Below are 15,304 nucleotides of genomic sequence, written 5' to 3' on the forward strand. Positions count from 1 at the left end.
ATCTATTATAGCAGGACATGTACAGCAAAAAAAGGTTTCAAGTCGAAAACCAACACATTTTGTATACAAGAAGTAAGAAAAATAAAATTCCTCCTACCCACATTTTTTACGCCTGAAGTTTATAAGTACTTCAGGCGTATTTTTCTTCCATTTTTATTCATTTGGTGATTCTTCTAATTGTACTAACAATTCTTCTAATGGCCCTTCATAAAGAGGTACGTTAGGAATCGATTGTAGAAATCGTTTTCCATAGGAAGAACTCGTCAAACGACGATCTAACACTACTACCGTTCCTGTATCTGTATTCGTTCGAATTAAGCGGCCGAATCCTTGTTTGAAACGTAATATTGCTTGTGGAAGCGCTAATTTAGCAAATACATCTTCACCTTGATTTTTTAGCCACTCACCTTTCGCTTCCATCATCGGCTGATGAGGAGGTGTAAATGGTAGACGGACTATAACAAGACAACTTAAGGCATCTCCTGGAATATCTATTCCTTCCCAGAAACTGCTCGTCCCTAATAAAATTGATTTGTCGAATTCTTGAAACTTTCGAATTAAGCGGCTTCGACTTCTATTATTCACACTTTGGGTCAGTAATAAATACCCCTCTAATTCATCATTATTTTTTAAATTCGCATACGCTTCTTTTAACATTTCATACGAAGTGAATAAAACGAGCATTCTGCCTTTTGTGGCTTTTGCTATCTTTGCAATATGTTCCGATACAGATTCAATATATCGCTCATTACTTACTTGCTTAATAAAAGGTACATCCGTTGAAACCATTAATTTCATCTGTTCATCATAACGAAATGGTGACGGAACCTTTAAAGTATTTGGAGCGAAATCATGTAAACCAAGTTCCTCTTTTATATAATCAAACGTATCGTTAACTGTTAGTGTTGCGGATGTAAAAATAACACTCTTTTTTTCTGTTAAAAATTCATCAGCAAATCTTTCACCAATATGGACAGGCTGTGCGTATAGAACTGTTGAATGAATCGTCCCTTTCGTTTCAGTCTCCATCCAAGTTACATACGAATTCTTTTCTAATACGAGTAACTGTAATGATTCTGCCATCTTTCTCAGCAACTCAATTAAATGCATAAATTCACCTGTTACAACATGCATCTCCCATTCTAACTTACTTTGCAATATATCCACTTGCTTCTCAAGAGCAGTTACTACCCTTCTTAATTCATATATAAAACGATTTGTTAATTCGACGATACTATCCCACAACTTACCTTTTTCTAGTTCTGCGTTATACCTATAGATGAGCGGCATATTATTCGTTCCTTGCTCTTGCTTTGTTTGTTTAAATATAAAAGTACGTAACATTTGGAAGAGTTCATCCGCATCAAACTTAAGTTCCTTCAAACTATAACTTATCATACGGAAAGTTGAACGAGATGCTTGCTCTGATTTTTTCATCATTTTATATACTTTGGAGAGTACATCTTCTGTTTCTAGTGTCCCAAGACGAGATATAACCAATTGAAAATACATACAAGAGAACTGTTCACCCAATGTTCTACTCGCGGCTTCTTCAATATGGTGAGCTTCATCAAAAATAATATGTTCGCATGAAGCGAACAACGGTTCTTCACTTGAAAAATCTTGAAATAATAACGCATGATTTGTAATAACGATATCTGCAAATAAAGCTTTATTCTTCGCTCGCTGGTAAAAACAACGACTAAACCAATTACTTTGCATACCGCCTGGACTATACGCATCGCTACAAATACGATTCCAAAGTAACTTTCCGCCCTCAGGAATATTTAATTCGTCTCGATCACCTGTTTCAGTTTGCAATAGCCAAACTAAAATCTTCGCCTTTGTAAGTGCCATATCATAATTTTTTTCTTCCTCTTGCAAAGCATACTCAAATTTATGTAAGCATAAATAATGCTTTCTTCCTTTTAGAAGAGCTGCCTCAAATGAAAATGGCATTATTTTTTGTAATAACGGAATTTCTTTTTCTAATATTTGTTGTTGGAGTTGTACCGTTTGTGTACTTATAATGACAGGTTCTTCTTTTCTCTTTGCAAAATAAAGACTAGGAAGCAAATAAGCGAGAGTCTTTCCTGTTCCTGTACCGGCTTCAATTAGTGAAAAACGAGAATCTCTTAACGCCGTATATATCTCTTTCATCATCAGTTGTTGACTTTCTCTTCTTTCAAACTTTGGCATATGTGATTCCAATTTATCCATCGTTTTATTCAAGAAAGCATCAAACTTTGATGAACACGTTTCTCCAAGGTTTAAGGAATAGTTCCGCTTTTTCAGCGCAATATTTCGATGTATTTCATATTGCGCTATATCTTCTTTACCGTGCATTACTTTCTTTAAAATATTTTCAGAAAGCACATCAGCTATATCGCTTTGGAACACATCACTTAATTCATAAAGCGATTGCAACGTGACAAGTGGTAACTTTTCAATTTCATTTAAAAATTGTAAAAATAATTCCGCTGTTGCAAGAGCATCACTATCCGCACGATGTGGTTGATCGTGCTCTAGTTCATGCTTCTTAGCTAAATCACGTAATTTATAACTATCGGCTGTCGGCAAAAGAATTTGAGCCAATTCAACCGTGTCGATTTTCGGACAATGTATTTCTGTATATCCAGCTTGCCTTAATTCTTCATTTAAAAAATTCCAATCAAAGTGAACATTATGCGCAACGAAAGCCGCACCTTGTAATAGCTCAACAATCATCGGGGCTACATCTTGAAATAACGGGGCTTGTTTTACAAGACTTTCATCAATCCCTGTTAATTCTGTAATAAATGGTGGGATCTCTCTCTTTGGGTTAACAAAAGACGAAAAAATCTCCAATATCTCTCCATCTTCTACTACAACAGCTGCAATTTGGGTAATTTTATCCTTCCCATCTTTCCAGGAGTTCCCTGTCGTCTCTAAATCAACAACGACATAACGCTTACTCATATATGTAACACCTCAATTTCTTACCTTTCAAACAACAATAATTTATATAATGTTACTATACCACGTTTTATCTCATCTTAATGAAAAGATGCACAAAAAAGCTATCTCCGCAATGGAGATAGCATTTCTACTTATAATATCGTACCCGCTTTTTCAGCACCTAACATTTCAATAATTTGATTATTATCGTCTAGTACTGCAATTTTTGGTTCTTGTGTATGAATCTCTTCTTCCGTAACTAGCCTATAACAAATAATAATTACTTTGTCCCCTGGTTGTACAAGTCTTGCCGCAGCACCGTTTAAACAAACAACACCACTACCGCGTTCCCCTTTAATAACGTATGTCTCTAAGCGAGCACCATTATTATTATTTACAATTTGGACTTTTTCGTTTTCTACAATATTTACTGCATCCATTAAGTCTTCATCAATTGTAATACTACCTACATAATTTAAATTTGCCTCCGTTACAGTTGCACGATGTAACTTTGCTCTCATCATTGTGCGAAACATAGATGCTCCCCCTTATTTAACCGTTAATGTTATATTGTCAATTAATCTTACATTTTCAAACTTAACTGCAATAGCTAAAATGATTCTTCCTTCGACTTTCTCTACCATTGTTAATGACGGATATGCATATAAATCCGCATAATCTACAGTGCCTTTCGTATGCGTCTCAATATAATCTTTCACAAGATTTGTAATGATTTCCGGATTACGTTCACCTGCCTCAATTCTTTCTTTCGCTATACATAGGCTGCGGTATAAATGAAGAGCTTCTTCACGTTCATCTTGTGATAGATACACGTTACGAGAACTTTTCGCTAAACCATCTTCTTCCCTTACAATATCAACTGGTACGATTGTAACTGGAATATTGAAATCAGTTACAAATCCTTCAATTACTGCAACTTGTTGAGCATCTTTCATACCGAAATAAGCATGCGTTGGCACCGTAATATTAAATAGTTTCATCAGTACAGTTGCAACACCAGCGAAATGACCAGGTCTTTGTTGACCGCATAATACGTCCGTGCGCTTCACAACTTCTACTGTTGTTGTTTGTTCTGCTGGATACATTTCTTCTACACTCGGATAAAATAAATAATCTACACCGTTTTCTTTTGCTACATTTTCATCTCTATCAATATCACGAGGATATCGATCTAAATCTTCATTTGGGCCGAATTGTAGTGGGTTTACAAATACACTTAAAACTACAATTTCATTTTCTTCTCTTGCCTTACGTAATAAAGTAGCATGGCCTTCATGTAAATAACCCATTGTTGGAACAAAACCAATACTCTTTCCACTTGCACGAAGTTCGCTTGTAATTTGCTGCATCTCTTGCACTGTAATTACGATTTTCATTATTGTTTTCCTCCGTATAACGCTAAGCATTCTTCCTCTTTCATTGTGAACGAATGTTTTTCTTCAGGAAATTGCCTTGTCTTTACTTCAGTAACATATTGTGAAATCCCACGCACAATCTCCTCTTGAACAGACGTATATTGCTTCACAAATTTCGGAACACGATTTACGCCGTATGAGATAAGATCATGATAAACAAGTACTTGCCCATCTACTTTTTGTCCTGCACCAATCCCAATTGTTGGTATTGTTAGTTGCTCTGAAATAAGTTCTGCTAACTGCATTGGTACACATTCTAACACAAGCGCTATTGCACCAGCTTCTTCACATTTCTTTGCATCTTCTATTAATTTTTTTGCACTCTCCGCATCTTTTCCTTGCACTTTATATCCACCCAACACTCCTACAGATTGAGGGGTTAAACCTAAATGCGCTACAACAGGAATTCCTGCGTTCGTCAAATATTGAATCGTCGATATAACTTCTCCAGCACCTTCTACCTTCAGTGCGTGTGCCCCGCTCTCTTGAACGATGCGACGTGCATTCACCATCGTTTCTTGTAATGATACGTGATACGACATAAATGGCATATCAGTTACAATAAACGTCTCTTTCGCTCCACGGCGTACAGCTTTCGTATGATGAATCATATCCTCTACTGTTACAGGTACTGTTGAATCGTATCCGAGTACAACCATTCCAAGAGAATCTCCAACTAGAATCATATCAACTTCAGCTTCTTCTGCTAATTTAGCAGATGGATAATCATACGCCGTTAGCATTGTAATCGGCTCACCTTGCTCTTTCATCTTCAAAAAATCTGTTTTTGTTTTCAAAAACTACTCCTCCTTTATGCAGGAGAGAGGAGATGGCCGAAATCATATAAAAAACCCCTCTGGCCATAAAAGGGCAGAAGGGTTGTGTGTTAGTCGGCATTATTCATCCCTCTGTCCCAGTCCGTTATTGGATCAAGGCAGAATCCAAGTTATTATTTTTCGTATGACTTCGAATCATGGTGCAGTTCGCTCTGATACTGCCCACATTCGAACTAATTATAGCAAACTACAAAAAGGAATTACTACATTTTTTTGAAAAAATAATTTTTTATTCTTATTACGGTATATGAAATTTAACACGAGAGTATATATGCTATACAGTTTTTATGGAGAATTCAATCCTGAAAAGATACATGTTTTTTCAACGCATGTTAAAAAAGTCCAAGTTAATTTTTTCTGTAATCCATTTAACTGTATAGTATAACTCTTAAACTAATGATGCAGGTTAATTGAGGAAAGTACTTAACAAAGGAGAATTGCAGATGTCTATGAACAGGTGGTTATTTCGATTCAGCAGTTTGCTTGTAATGATTGTATGGTGGATGTCTTTAGGATCCTCCCATGTATTTGCCACAGTTACTGTCGTAACACCCCCCACCGATTTAACGAAAGTGATTGAGGTTGAACTAAATGATGATTACTTTAATCCAAATGTTATCACGATTCCGCTTGAAGGATCAACAACATTACTATTGAAAAATAAAGGTAAAAACGAGCACACCTTTACAGTGAAAAAACTCGGCATTGACGTCGTAATCGAGTCAGGAAAAGAAAAGAATATTACCGTGAAACCTAAAAATACTGGTACATATGAATTAATATGTCGATACCATCTTCTTAAAGGAATGGCAGGCAAAGTAATCGTCAAATAACATGCCCTGCCAACTCGACGGAAGATATTTTGAAATGAACTTTAAATATGAAAAAAATTTATTATCATGTTACAAATTCAACTCAAAACTATTGAAATAAAAAGAAGTTCCAAAAGAGGAACTTCTTTTACTTAATTTCAATATCTGCAGAATGAATATGATGTACTTTCCCCTCATGATCCTCCAGAAGTAATACACCATCCTCTGTGATTCCTTTTGCTAACCCCGTAATTGTCTCTCTCATCGTTCGAGCGGTAATTTCTTTCCCGATGCTCACAGCGTAACTTTCCCAAAGAATTTTAATGACAGAGAAACCATTTTGTAAATATTCTTCATATAATTTTTCTAGTTGTAAATAGATTTGTTGCATAAGTTCTGCACGAACAATCGGCTTACCTGATTCAATCGCTAATGAAGTAGCGATGTGCTGAATTTCTTCATCAAAATGTTCTTGCTTTTGATTCGCATTAATACCGATGCCCATAATGACAGCATTAATTTTATCAGGATCCGCTTGCATTTCTGTTAATATACCTACAGCCTTTTTACCTTGAATTAAAATATCATTTGGCCATTTTATTCCTACGTTTACACCTGTACATTTTTCAATTGCCTGTGCAACACTAACAGCCGCTAACAAAGTAAGTTGCGGTGCATGATGAACTGGGATTGATGGGCGTAAAATAATACTCATCCAAATCCCTGTTCCTTTTGGTGAATGCCATTTTCTGCTTAAACGACCTCTTCCCGCTGTTTGTTCTTCTGCTACAACGACAGTTCCTTCTTCTGCACCTTCATAAGCAAGTTTTGCTGCAATGTGCTGCGTTGATTCAACAGTTTCTTCAAAATACACTGTTCTACCAATCCGCTTCGTTTGTAGCCCTAACTGAATTTCATTAGCGGTCACTTTGTCTGGCTTACTTGCAATTCGGTAACCTAATCGACGCACAGCTTCAAGTTCATATCCCTCACTCCGCAGATCCTCCATATGTTTCCACACAGCAGTTCTTGAACAACCAAGTTTATCACTAATTGTTTGGCCGGATACAAACTCGCCATCCGCTTCAGAAAAAACTTGCAATAACTGCTTTCTTATAGTAGATTGCATCCTTGTAGCCACTCCCTTATACGCTCTTTCTCATTAACTACGTTTCCTTGTACGATTGCTTCTTCGATTTTCTGAAGCATCTCAGCAACCCACGGACCAGGCTTTTTGTTTGCCCAGTTTAATAAATCATTACCAGTCACATTCATTTCTTGACGCTCCTGGATTGGCAATGCATGAAACATTGATTGTACTCGTTCAACAGATGTAGGGTCATAGCGTTCAATCATCGCTTCATATACTCTCTCTGCCATTTCAGCGATATGAATTCCCGTTTTATAAAGAAGGACTGTATCCCAATCCTTCTCCTTTCTAGTACGGATTGTCAATAAAACTGCAACAATATCTTTTATTTTTTTATTCGAAAACTTCCATTGACGTAAAAAGACAGATGGATGTTCTTCTCCGATACAATATAAGAAAAATGCCCACGCCTCAATATCCGTTTCGAAAGAATCCCATTTATACTGCGTAGCTTTTAACAGTCTCTCTTCTGACATTTGTAAATATGGCAAATGAGAAAATAGCTTCGTCTCTACTAATTCTTTGAGACCTTTCACACAATATGTACCAGTTAACAGTTTCTCAAACTCTACTGTAATACGCTCAATTGCTATATGTTCTAGCAAATGCCCATACGTTTCAATCGCTTGCTTCGTTTTCATTTCTAATGAAAAACCTAACGTGCTTACAAACCGAATACCACGCATCATTCGCAGGGCATCTTCTTGAAAACGATCCGCAGCATTTCCAACTGTCACAATTTCTCTCTGTTGAATGGCTTCCTGTCCAGCAAATAAATCGACCATTTTGCCTTCTTCTGTCATAGCAATTGCATTCATCGTGAAATCACGACGTTTTAAATCCTCTTCTAATGAACGAACAAATTGAACACTACTAGGTCTTCGAAAATCTTCATATTCGCTTTCTGTTCGAAAAGTAGTTACCTCATAGGGCTCACCATTTTCTACAACAATTACAGTTCCATGCTCAAGACCAACAGGAACATTTCTTGGGAATATAGCCATCACTTCTTCTGGTAGAGCAGATGTCGCAATATCAATATCTCCAATCGGCCTATCGATAATAAGATCTCGTACGCTCCCACCAACAAAGTAAGCCTCATGTCCTTGTTGCTTTAATGTCTCAATAATAGAACTAGCTTTTTTAAATCTTTCCATTTTTGTCATCCCTTAGTACGTCATAGTAAATCGTTTCATATTGTGAAACAATCTTTTCTGAGCGAAATTGCTCATAAACACTTTCTCTTGCTCGTTCTCCCATATTACGGTGAAGTTCCTCGTCCTTTAATAGCTGAATAGCTTGATTTGCCACTCCTGTTGTATCGCCAACTTCACATAAATATCCTGTTTCCCCGTGTTGAATAACCTCTGGAATACCTCCAACCCGCGTTCCGATACAAGGTACACCACACGCCATTGCTTCTAATAAAACAAGACCAAAACTTTCCTTCTCTGATAGAAGCAACATTAAATCACTCATCGCAAGTAGTTCTGCAACATTATCTTGCTTCCCTAGGAATAAAACGCGATCTTCAATATGTAAATTCTTCACTATCTGTAAAATCGTACAGAATTCTGGTCCGTCTCCAACAAGAAGCAACTTCGCATCTACTTCTTTAACAATTTTAGCAAATGCCTGAACAACATCCTGCACACGTTTCACTTTACGGAAATTCGAAATATGAATAAGTACTTTTTCACTCTCACTTATACCATATTCTTTCTTTAATTGAGACATATTACGCTTGAAATATACACGTTCGTCTATAAAGTTATATACCGTTTGAATTTCTTTACTTGGTTTTACAAGCTCATGTGTTTCGTTAATTAATGAATGCGAGACAGCAGTAACAACATCCGATTGCTCAATACCAAAACGTATTAAATTATTTAACGAAGGGTCGGAACCTAACACAGTAATATCTGTTCCATGTAAGGTTGTAACAATTTTAATACGCTCTCCGATCATTTGTTTTGCTAAATATGCACAAATTGCATGTGGTATTGCGTAATGCACATGTAAAATGTCTAAGTTTTCTCTTTGTGCAACCTCGGCCATTTTACTTGCTAACGCTAAATCGTATGGTGGATATTGAAATACAGAGTATTGATTTACCGTCACTTCATGAAAATAAATGTTTGGATATACTTTATTTAACCGGAATGGTAAACCCGATGTAATAAAGTGAATTTCATGCCCACGTTCCGCCAATTGCTTTCCTAATTCTGTTCCAACAACTCCAGAACCACCTACAGAAGGATAACATGTAATACCTATTTTTAATTTCATTTACATCCCCCTAATAAATCAGCATGTAATAAAACCGGTTTCTTACTCATAAATCCCTCGGCATACAAGACTCCAACTTCTTTTCCAAACATCTTCTCACGAGCGATCACAGTTTCAACGTAACCTTCTGTTAACGGTGTCTTAACACCATCACTCCCTGTTGAAAACTGACTTTCATACGCTTCTAATGCTTCCACCTTTATAGAGAGGTACTCACTTATATCTATACAAAAATTCGGTTTATGAAAACCATTAATCATATAATTATAAAAAGACTCCACACGATGTGGTGAAAGTTCCGGCATATATTTACGGATTCCTGCTGAAAAAATAGCCTCTTCCACAAGCTTTGCACAATTTGCATGATCTGGATGGCGATCTTCATAGTACGGCGCAAAAACTAGTTTTGGTTTATATGTACGGATCACCTTGACAATTTCACGTATATACTCTTCTTTCATATACAAACCACGGTCTGGCATCGCTAAATTCAGCCTCGTTTTTACTCCCATTATACGAGCTGCGACCTTCGCTTCTTCTTTTCTCAACTCTATCGTTCCATTTGAAGAAAGATCAGCTTCTGTTAAATCACAAATACCTACTTCATACCCTTGCTTTGTATATTTAGCGATGGTACCAGCCATGCCGATTTCAACATCATCGGCATGAGCACCAAACGCTAATATATGTAATCCACTCATAATTGTTCCCCTCATTTTCTTAACTTACGATAATCTAAATCTCCTCGCTCTAATGCGTGCATTAACATTTCAGCACTTGCCATATTCGTTGCAAGTGGAATCGCATATACATCACATAAACGAAGTAATGCATTCACATCCGGTTCATGCGGCTGTGCTGTTAATGGATCGCGGAAGAAAATCACCATATCTAAATCGTTCTTTGCAATCATTGCACCAATTTCTTGATCTCCACCAAGAGGGCCAGATTGATATCTTGTTACAACTAATCCAGTCGCTTCCATAATACGAAGCCCTGTCGTTCCTGTTGCAAATAATTCATGTTGTTCAAAAATTGGTTTATATGCGTATGCAAACGAAACCATATCATTTTTCTTTTTGTCATGTGCGATTAAGGCAATTTTCATCCGTTGTCTCCCCTTTAGTCGATAATATTTTCTAAACCGTACACAAGATGATCAAGGTTCATTACTGTTTCAATTGATAGTTTTACACCTGACATAAATGATGCACGATTGAATGAATCATGACGAACTGTTAACATTTGTCCATCTCCACCAAACATTACTTCTTGGTGTGCAATAAGCCCTGGCAAACGTACACTATGAATGTGAATACCGTCTACATTTGCACCTCTTGCACCTGCTAGTTGCTCTACTTCATTTGGATGACCTTGCTGCTTTGATTCACGATTTTGACGAATTAACTCTACCGTTTTTACAGCTGTACCAGATGGTGCGTCTAATTTTTGATCATGATGTAATTCAATTACCTCAACATCTTGGAAATATTTCGCTGCCATTTGTGAGAATTTCATCATAAGAACTGCACCAATTGCAAAGTTTGGAGCAATAATTGTTCCTACTGCTTTTTCTTTTGCATTCTCTGTTAAACGTGTCAATTCTTCTTCTGTAAATCCAGTTGTACCAATAACCGAACGAAGTCCACGCTCAACTGCAAGTGTAACGTGTTGTTTCCCCACTTCTGGTGTTGTTAAATCTAACAACACATCTGCTTCTACTTCATCTAAACAAGTATGTAAATCAGCGTAAATCGGCGCATGTAATGCTGGCATGCCAGGTAAATCAGAAATCTTCTCACCACCATGCTTATAATCCACTGCTGCTACTAAATTAAAATGTTCCGTTCTTTCCATAAGAAGGACTGATTCATGTCCCATACGTCCTCTTGGTCCGGCGATAATTACTTTAATTTCTTTCATTATTCTTTCTCTCCCTCATCAATACGTGTCCAGCGATCTTTATCACGTGTATTAAATTTATTCATTACAATGTTATGTGCTGTCTCTAAATCAATATTTAAACTATTTGCCATACAAATCATAACAAATAATACATCTCCAAGCTCTTCTTCAATACTTCTTTCTTTTTCAGTTGTTTTCTTCGGTTTCTCACCATAATAATGATTTACCTCTCTTGCAAGCTCTCCCATTTCTTCCGTTAAACGAGCCATCATTGCAAGCGGACTGAAATAACCTTCTTTAAACTGACCAATATATGCATCTACTTCTTTCTGCATATCTTTCATCGTTTTTGCTTCCATACTATTCACCTCTAATCCTTCCTCTTTCATGTTAGCCAATTCATCGCGATTTGACAAATATTATTCCCCGCCAAGCACCTATTTGCGACCCATTTTTGGATAGACTATAATAAAGTGAAACTTTCTTTTGCGATTTTCACAAAAAATCAGCCCGCATCAATCAGGTTCTTACTATTTTCACTAGCAACTAGAAATTACTTATTATTATGTTTTACTGTTTCAGCGGAGCAATGCAATCATTACATAATTAGGGGGATTTCTATATGACATCAAAATTGAAGATGCGAAATATTATTTTTATTTTAATCGGTTCCGCTATATTTTCTTTCGGTATTGTCAATATCAATATTGAAAACCACCTTGCAGAGGGTGGGTTTACTGGTATTACACTATTATTGTATTTTTTATTTAAGTTTGATCCTTCCTACTCAAACTTAATTTTAAATATCCCTATATTTTTTATTGGTTGGAGGTTACTTGGCAGAACGACATTTTTATATACATTAATTGGCACCTTTAGCGTATCTTTATTTCTATGGATTTTCCAGCGTTACGAAGTACTCAACTTACATTTAAACTTGCAAAATGATATGACACTCGCAGCTTTATTCGCCGGGGCATTTATCGGTATCGGCCTTGGAATAATATTCAAATATGGCGGGACTACTGGCGGTGTAGATATTATCGCACGACTAGCTCACAAATATGTTGGCTGGAGTATGGGGAAAACAATGTTTATGTTTGATGCTGTCGTTATCGTAGTCTCTATTCTTACCTATTTATCATACCGCGAGGGCATGTATACGCTAGTTGCTGTTTTTATCGGTGCTAAAGTCATTGATTTTATGCAAGAAGGAGCTTATGCTGCCAAAGGAGCGACTATTATCTCAGAGAAAAACGATGAAATTGCTGCCAAAATTTTATCTGAAATGGAGCGCGGAGCAACCTTTTTAAAAGCTGTTGGATCGTATACAAAAGTGGAACGTAACGTATTGTATTGCGTTGTTGCTAAAAATGAAATCGTGAAATTAAAGAATATCATTACTTCTGTAGATCCTCATGCTTTTGTCGCTGTAAGTGATGTACATGATGTAGTTGGTGAAGGATTTACGTTAGATGAAAATAAAAACCCTTTACATAATTAAATGTAACTAGAAAAGCGCCTTAGCTTTTCTAGTTTTTTATTACAAGTCTTTTAAGCTTCTCAAAATCCTCATGAATAAGCTCCAATAAACTCCGATTATAAAAAATGGAAGCTGGATGAAAAGTCGGAAAAACATGATATTCTTTCTCTGACCATGTAAACTCTGCACTTTGCATATCCTTTAATTTTTGAATGGGCTGTTTTAATAATTGCCCGTGTACATCTGTGATTTTTTTATTTTTTCCTGTTAAACGTTGAAGACCGATATTTCCAAGCGTGACGATAAGCTTCGGATGTATTTTCTCTAATTCATAATCTAACAAAGGCGCATGGGCAACTATTTCTCCCTGATTTGGCGTTCTATTATACTTTTTTTGTATGATTTCACCATTTCGTTCTTTTTTCTCTCGCCATTTATAAGGTCTACTTCGAACAGCGCTCGTAATATATACTTCTTCCCTTGTAACATCAATACGCTCTAAAAAATCCATTAATTGTTTTCCCGCCCTCCCGCTAAACGGAATCCCATTATGAATTTCTGTTTCACCAGGCGCTTCTCCTAACAACATAAATTTGGGATTTTCAGGACCTTGTCCACTTAAAAAACCTTCTAGTTGATAAGGAGCACTGCGCTCTTGCACTTGTTTTACTAAATGGTCTGGATATTTCATTTCCCCCCCACCGCCTTTCCGCATTACTTCTATTATTTCTATTTGCAATACATTATATAATTCAATCCATACAACAAAAAAAGACTATCAAAATTGATAGTCTTTAGTCGTCGCTACGCTGCATACCAGTATACATTAATACGAGACGTAATAATTCAAATACCGCTACAGCTGCAGCTGCTACATATGTTAATGCTGCCGCATTTAATACTTTACGAGCTTGCCCATATTCATCTGTTGATACAATACCTAACGCTTCAATTTGTTGCATTGCGCGCTTTGACGCATCAAACTCAACTGGCAATGTAACGAGCTGGAACACAACACCTGCTGCCATTAAAATGATACCTAATAACAATAGTTTTGACATTGTCGCAAATATACCAATCATAATAAATACCCATGATATATTCGATCCAAAATTAGCCACAGGAACTAACGAATGACGAATACGCATAAAGTTATAATCTTGTGCATCTTGAATTGCGTGTCCTACTTCGTGTGCTGCAACTGCTGTACCAGCAACTGAATGTCCATAATAGTTATCCGTTGATAATCGAACCGTCTTAGCGGTTGGATCATAATGGTCTGATAAATGACCTGGTGTTTCTTCTACAGCTACGTTGTATAATCCATTTTCATCTAAAATTTTTCGAGCCACTTCCGCTCCTGTCATACCTGATGTTGAATAAACTTGTGAATACTTGCTATAGGCACTACGTACTCTTGACTGTGCATACAACGGTATGATCATTATGATCGCGAAGTAAATTAAATAAAACATCATGAACCTCCATTGAAGTTTTAATTATAGTACTTCTCATTCTATTTTCTTCTGCCACTATTGTCAATGAATAAACCTTACAATCCATATCTTTATTTATTGCATTATCTATTTTTAGAATGTACATTACTTTTTCTTTTCTCTCTCTCTCCTTTATACTTTCTCCATCCAACATAAGTTAATGTGAATAAAATAAGTCCCCCAGTAATTGTCATAAACCAAATGAGAGAGGGTGCAATTTCATCTTTTTTTACTGTGTGAAATATCTTTTGCAAATCCCCTTTAATAATCCCTAATTGCATTTGGCCGCCTTTCGTTTTTAACATAACGTTACGAAATTCATCTAAATAAGATAAATGAACATTTACACGCTGGACCTCGTTTTCTGGCAAAGCAATCATTAAGCTTGGATAAATAATATTGAATTCATTTAAAAACGTATTTAACGTTTGTTGAAACTGCCCAGCATCTTCTTTTTCCATCGCTTTTTCCATTTGAGAAAAGGCATCCATTACTTTCCTTTCTCTTTCCATCCAAAGTGGTTGATATTTCGATACTTGTGCATCAACAGCAAGTTGTAATGCCAGCACATTATCAATTTTAGCTTGCTTACCTAAACCTTCTTCAGAGAGCGATTGTTGCGCCTTATCGTAAGCTAAAGAAATAACTCTAACTTGATCTGGTGTTACTTCCTGCTTCTTTTCATTCCCCTTTATTAAAAACTGCTCCGAGAAATGTTGTAATACTTGTACCGCTTTTTCATCTTCATTACGCTTCACTAACTGTAACGAGTCGTCTAACAACCCTGTTAGCTCATTCCACTCTTCAGCATATATACGTAACGGAAACATTATAATTAGAAATGCTATCAATCCAATTAATGTTCTCTTCATCCCGGTCCCCCCTATAACTACTAGTACAAAATATGTTAATTTGGACAAGAATAGAACAGAACTAGACCGAAAAATATATTATCGTTTT

Annotated in this window: 16 protein-coding genes; 2 read left to right on the forward strand and 14 right to left on the reverse strand. The window is 36.4% G+C overall.

The features are described 5' to 3' along the window. Nucleotides 1-153: 153 nt before the first annotated feature. From dinG to panB, 4 genes are all read right to left on the reverse strand, one after another. A complete protein-coding gene (gene dinG / locus HMAS_RS16490) occupies nucleotides 154-2,958 on the reverse strand; it encodes an ATP-dependent DNA helicase DinG (RefSeq protein WP_048558859.1) in 2,805 nt (934 codons plus the stop codon). A gap of 131 nt (nucleotides 2,959-3,089) precedes the next feature. Further along, entirely contained in the window at nucleotides 3,090-3,473 is a 384-nt protein-coding gene (panD, locus tag HMAS_RS16495; protein WP_048534453.1) for an aspartate 1-decarboxylase, read from the reverse strand. Between the two features lie 12 nt (nucleotides 3,474-3,485). Beyond that, on the reverse strand, nucleotides 3,486-4,334 hold the full coding sequence (gene panC / locus HMAS_RS16500; protein WP_048534455.1) for a pantoate--beta-alanine ligase: 849 nt from the start codon (nucleotides 4,332-4,334) through the stop codon (nucleotides 3,486-3,488). Then, nucleotides 4,334-5,170 carry a 3-methyl-2-oxobutanoate hydroxymethyltransferase gene (gene panB, locus HMAS_RS16505; protein ID WP_000851108.1) on the reverse strand — a complete coding sequence of 279 codons (837 nt, stop codon included), beginning with the start codon at nucleotides 5,168-5,170 and terminating at the stop codon, nucleotides 4,334-4,336. The genes panC and panB overlap by 1 nt, the downstream gene beginning before the upstream one ends. A 482-nt stretch (nucleotides 5,171-5,652) precedes the next feature. Here panB and HMAS_RS16510 point away from each other — a divergent pair, with 482 nt between their 5' ends. Continuing rightward, on the forward strand, nucleotides 5,653-6,042 hold the full coding sequence (locus HMAS_RS16510) for a cupredoxin domain-containing protein (protein ID WP_046392517.1): 390 nt from the start codon (nucleotides 5,653-5,655) through the stop codon (nucleotides 6,040-6,042). Nucleotides 6,043-6,169: 127 nt separating this feature from the next. Here the strand turns inward: HMAS_RS16510 and HMAS_RS16515 are convergent, their stop codons facing one another. Genes HMAS_RS16515 through HMAS_RS16545 form a run of 7 tightly spaced genes read right to left on the reverse strand, consistent with a single transcriptional unit; the run spans nucleotide 6,170 to nucleotide 11,724 of the window. Then, nucleotides 6,170-7,150, reverse strand: coding sequence for a biotin--[acetyl-CoA-carboxylase] ligase (locus tag HMAS_RS16515; RefSeq protein WP_001192063.1), 981 nt, complete (start codon nucleotides 7,148-7,150; stop codon nucleotides 6,170-6,172). After that, nucleotides 7,135-8,328: a CCA tRNA nucleotidyltransferase gene (locus tag HMAS_RS16520; RefSeq protein ID WP_000439321.1), complete on the reverse strand. Its 1,194-nt coding sequence runs from the start codon at nucleotides 8,326-8,328 to the stop codon at nucleotides 7,135-7,137. Before HMAS_RS16520 ends, HMAS_RS16515 begins: the two co-directional genes overlap by 16 nt. Further along, nucleotides 8,315-9,460: an N-acetyl-alpha-D-glucosaminyl L-malate synthase BshA gene (bshA, locus tag HMAS_RS16525; protein WP_000768305.1), complete on the reverse strand. Its 1,146-nt coding sequence runs from the start codon at nucleotides 9,458-9,460 to the stop codon at nucleotides 8,315-8,317. The genes HMAS_RS16520 and bshA overlap by 14 nt, the downstream gene beginning before the upstream one ends. Continuing rightward, nucleotides 9,457-10,161, reverse strand: a complete 705-nt coding sequence (gene bshB1, locus HMAS_RS16530) for a bacillithiol biosynthesis deacetylase BshB1 (RefSeq protein ID WP_000015673.1) — start codon at nucleotides 10,159-10,161, stop codon at nucleotides 9,457-9,459. Before bshB1 ends, bshA begins: the two co-directional genes overlap by 4 nt. Nucleotides 10,162-10,172: 11 nt before the next feature. After that, nucleotides 10,173-10,568 (reverse strand): methylglyoxal synthase, encoded by a 396-nt coding sequence (gene mgsA, locus HMAS_RS16535; RefSeq protein WP_000684765.1) that lies wholly within the window; start codon nucleotides 10,566-10,568, stop codon nucleotides 10,173-10,175. Nucleotides 10,569-10,582: 14 nt separating this feature from the next. Further along, nucleotides 10,583-11,383 carry a dihydrodipicolinate reductase gene (dapB, locus tag HMAS_RS16540; RefSeq protein ID WP_046392516.1) on the reverse strand — a complete coding sequence of 267 codons (801 nt, stop codon included), beginning with the start codon at nucleotides 11,381-11,383 and terminating at the stop codon, nucleotides 10,583-10,585. Continuing rightward, nucleotides 11,383-11,724, reverse strand: coding sequence for a nucleotide pyrophosphohydrolase (locus tag HMAS_RS16545; protein ID WP_002108639.1), 342 nt, complete (start codon nucleotides 11,722-11,724; stop codon nucleotides 11,383-11,385). Before HMAS_RS16545 ends, dapB begins: the two co-directional genes overlap by 1 nt. Before the next feature lie 263 nt (nucleotides 11,725-11,987). On the opposite strand from HMAS_RS16545, the gene HMAS_RS16550 reads away from it, so the two are divergent. Next, nucleotides 11,988-12,869, forward strand: a complete 882-nt coding sequence (locus HMAS_RS16550; protein ID WP_000202121.1) for a YitT family protein — start codon at nucleotides 11,988-11,990, stop codon at nucleotides 12,867-12,869. Between the two features lie 28 nt (nucleotides 12,870-12,897). On the opposite strand, the gene HMAS_RS16555 is transcribed toward HMAS_RS16550, so the two are convergent. From HMAS_RS16555 to ypjB, 3 genes are all read right to left on the reverse strand, one after another. Beyond that, entirely contained in the window at nucleotides 12,898-13,539 is a 642-nt protein-coding gene (locus tag HMAS_RS16555) for a uracil-DNA glycosylase (protein WP_000876871.1), read from the reverse strand. 103 nt (nucleotides 13,540-13,642) lie between these two features. Further along, entirely contained in the window at nucleotides 13,643-14,326 is a 684-nt protein-coding gene (locus HMAS_RS16560; protein WP_011109966.1) for a zinc metallopeptidase, read from the reverse strand. 101 nt (nucleotides 14,327-14,427) lie between these two features. Then, nucleotides 14,428-15,216, reverse strand: coding sequence for a sporulation protein YpjB (ypjB, locus tag HMAS_RS16565; RefSeq protein ID WP_000831584.1), 789 nt, complete (start codon nucleotides 15,214-15,216; stop codon nucleotides 14,428-14,430). Between the last annotated feature and the right edge of the window lie 88 nt (nucleotides 15,217-15,304).

The sequence above is a fragment of the Bacillus sp. HMA207 genome, from assembly GCF_003402455.1.
GTDB classification, from domain to species: domain Bacteria; phylum Bacillota; class Bacilli; order Bacillales; family Bacillaceae_G; genus Bacillus_A; species Bacillus_A cereus.

Excerpts from the sequence above, each read along its gene's own strand:
- dinG (WP_048558859.1), bottom strand. The coding sequence starts at position 2,958 with ATGAGTAAGCGTTATGTCGTTGTTGATTTAGAGACGACAGGGAACTCC.
- panD (WP_048534453.1), bottom strand. The coding sequence starts at position 3,473 with ATGTTTCGCACAATGATGAGAGCAAAGTTACATCGTGCAACTGTAACG.
- panC (WP_048534455.1), bottom strand. The coding sequence starts at position 4,334 with ATGAAAATCGTAATTACAGTGCAAGAGATGCAGCAAATTACAAGCGAA.
- HMAS_RS16510 (WP_046392517.1), top strand. The coding sequence starts at position 5,653 with ATGTCTATGAACAGGTGGTTATTTCGATTCAGCAGTTTGCTTGTAATG.
- HMAS_RS16515 (WP_001192063.1), bottom strand. The coding sequence starts at position 7,150 with ATGCAATCTACTATAAGAAAGCAGTTATTGCAAGTTTTTTCTGAAGCG.
- HMAS_RS16520 (WP_000439321.1), bottom strand. The coding sequence starts at position 8,328 with ATGGAAAGATTTAAAAAAGCTAGTTCTATTATTGAGACATTAAAGCAA.
- bshA (WP_000768305.1), bottom strand. The coding sequence starts at position 9,460 with ATGAAATTAAAAATAGGTATTACATGTTATCCTTCTGTAGGTGGTTCT.
- bshB1 (WP_000015673.1), bottom strand. The coding sequence starts at position 10,161 with ATGAGTGGATTACATATATTAGCGTTTGGTGCTCATGCCGATGATGTT.
- mgsA (WP_000684765.1), bottom strand. The coding sequence starts at position 10,568 with ATGAAAATTGCCTTAATCGCACATGACAAAAAGAAAAATGATATGGTT.
- dapB (WP_046392516.1), bottom strand. The coding sequence starts at position 11,383 with ATGAAAGAAATTAAAGTAATTATCGCCGGACCAAGAGGACGTATGGGA.
- HMAS_RS16545 (WP_002108639.1), bottom strand. The coding sequence starts at position 11,724 with ATGGAAGCAAAAACGATGAAAGATATGCAGAAAGAAGTAGATGCATAT.
- HMAS_RS16550 (WP_000202121.1), top strand. The coding sequence starts at position 11,988 with ATGACATCAAAATTGAAGATGCGAAATATTATTTTTATTTTAATCGGT.
- HMAS_RS16555 (WP_000876871.1), bottom strand. The coding sequence starts at position 13,539 with ATGAAATATCCAGACCATTTAGTAAAACAAGTGCAAGAGCGCAGTGCT.
- HMAS_RS16560 (WP_011109966.1), bottom strand. The coding sequence starts at position 14,326 with ATGATGTTTTATTTAATTTACTTCGCGATCATAATGATCATACCGTTG.
- ypjB (WP_000831584.1), bottom strand. The coding sequence starts at position 15,216 with ATGAAGAGAACATTAATTGGATTGATAGCATTTCTAATTATAATGTTT.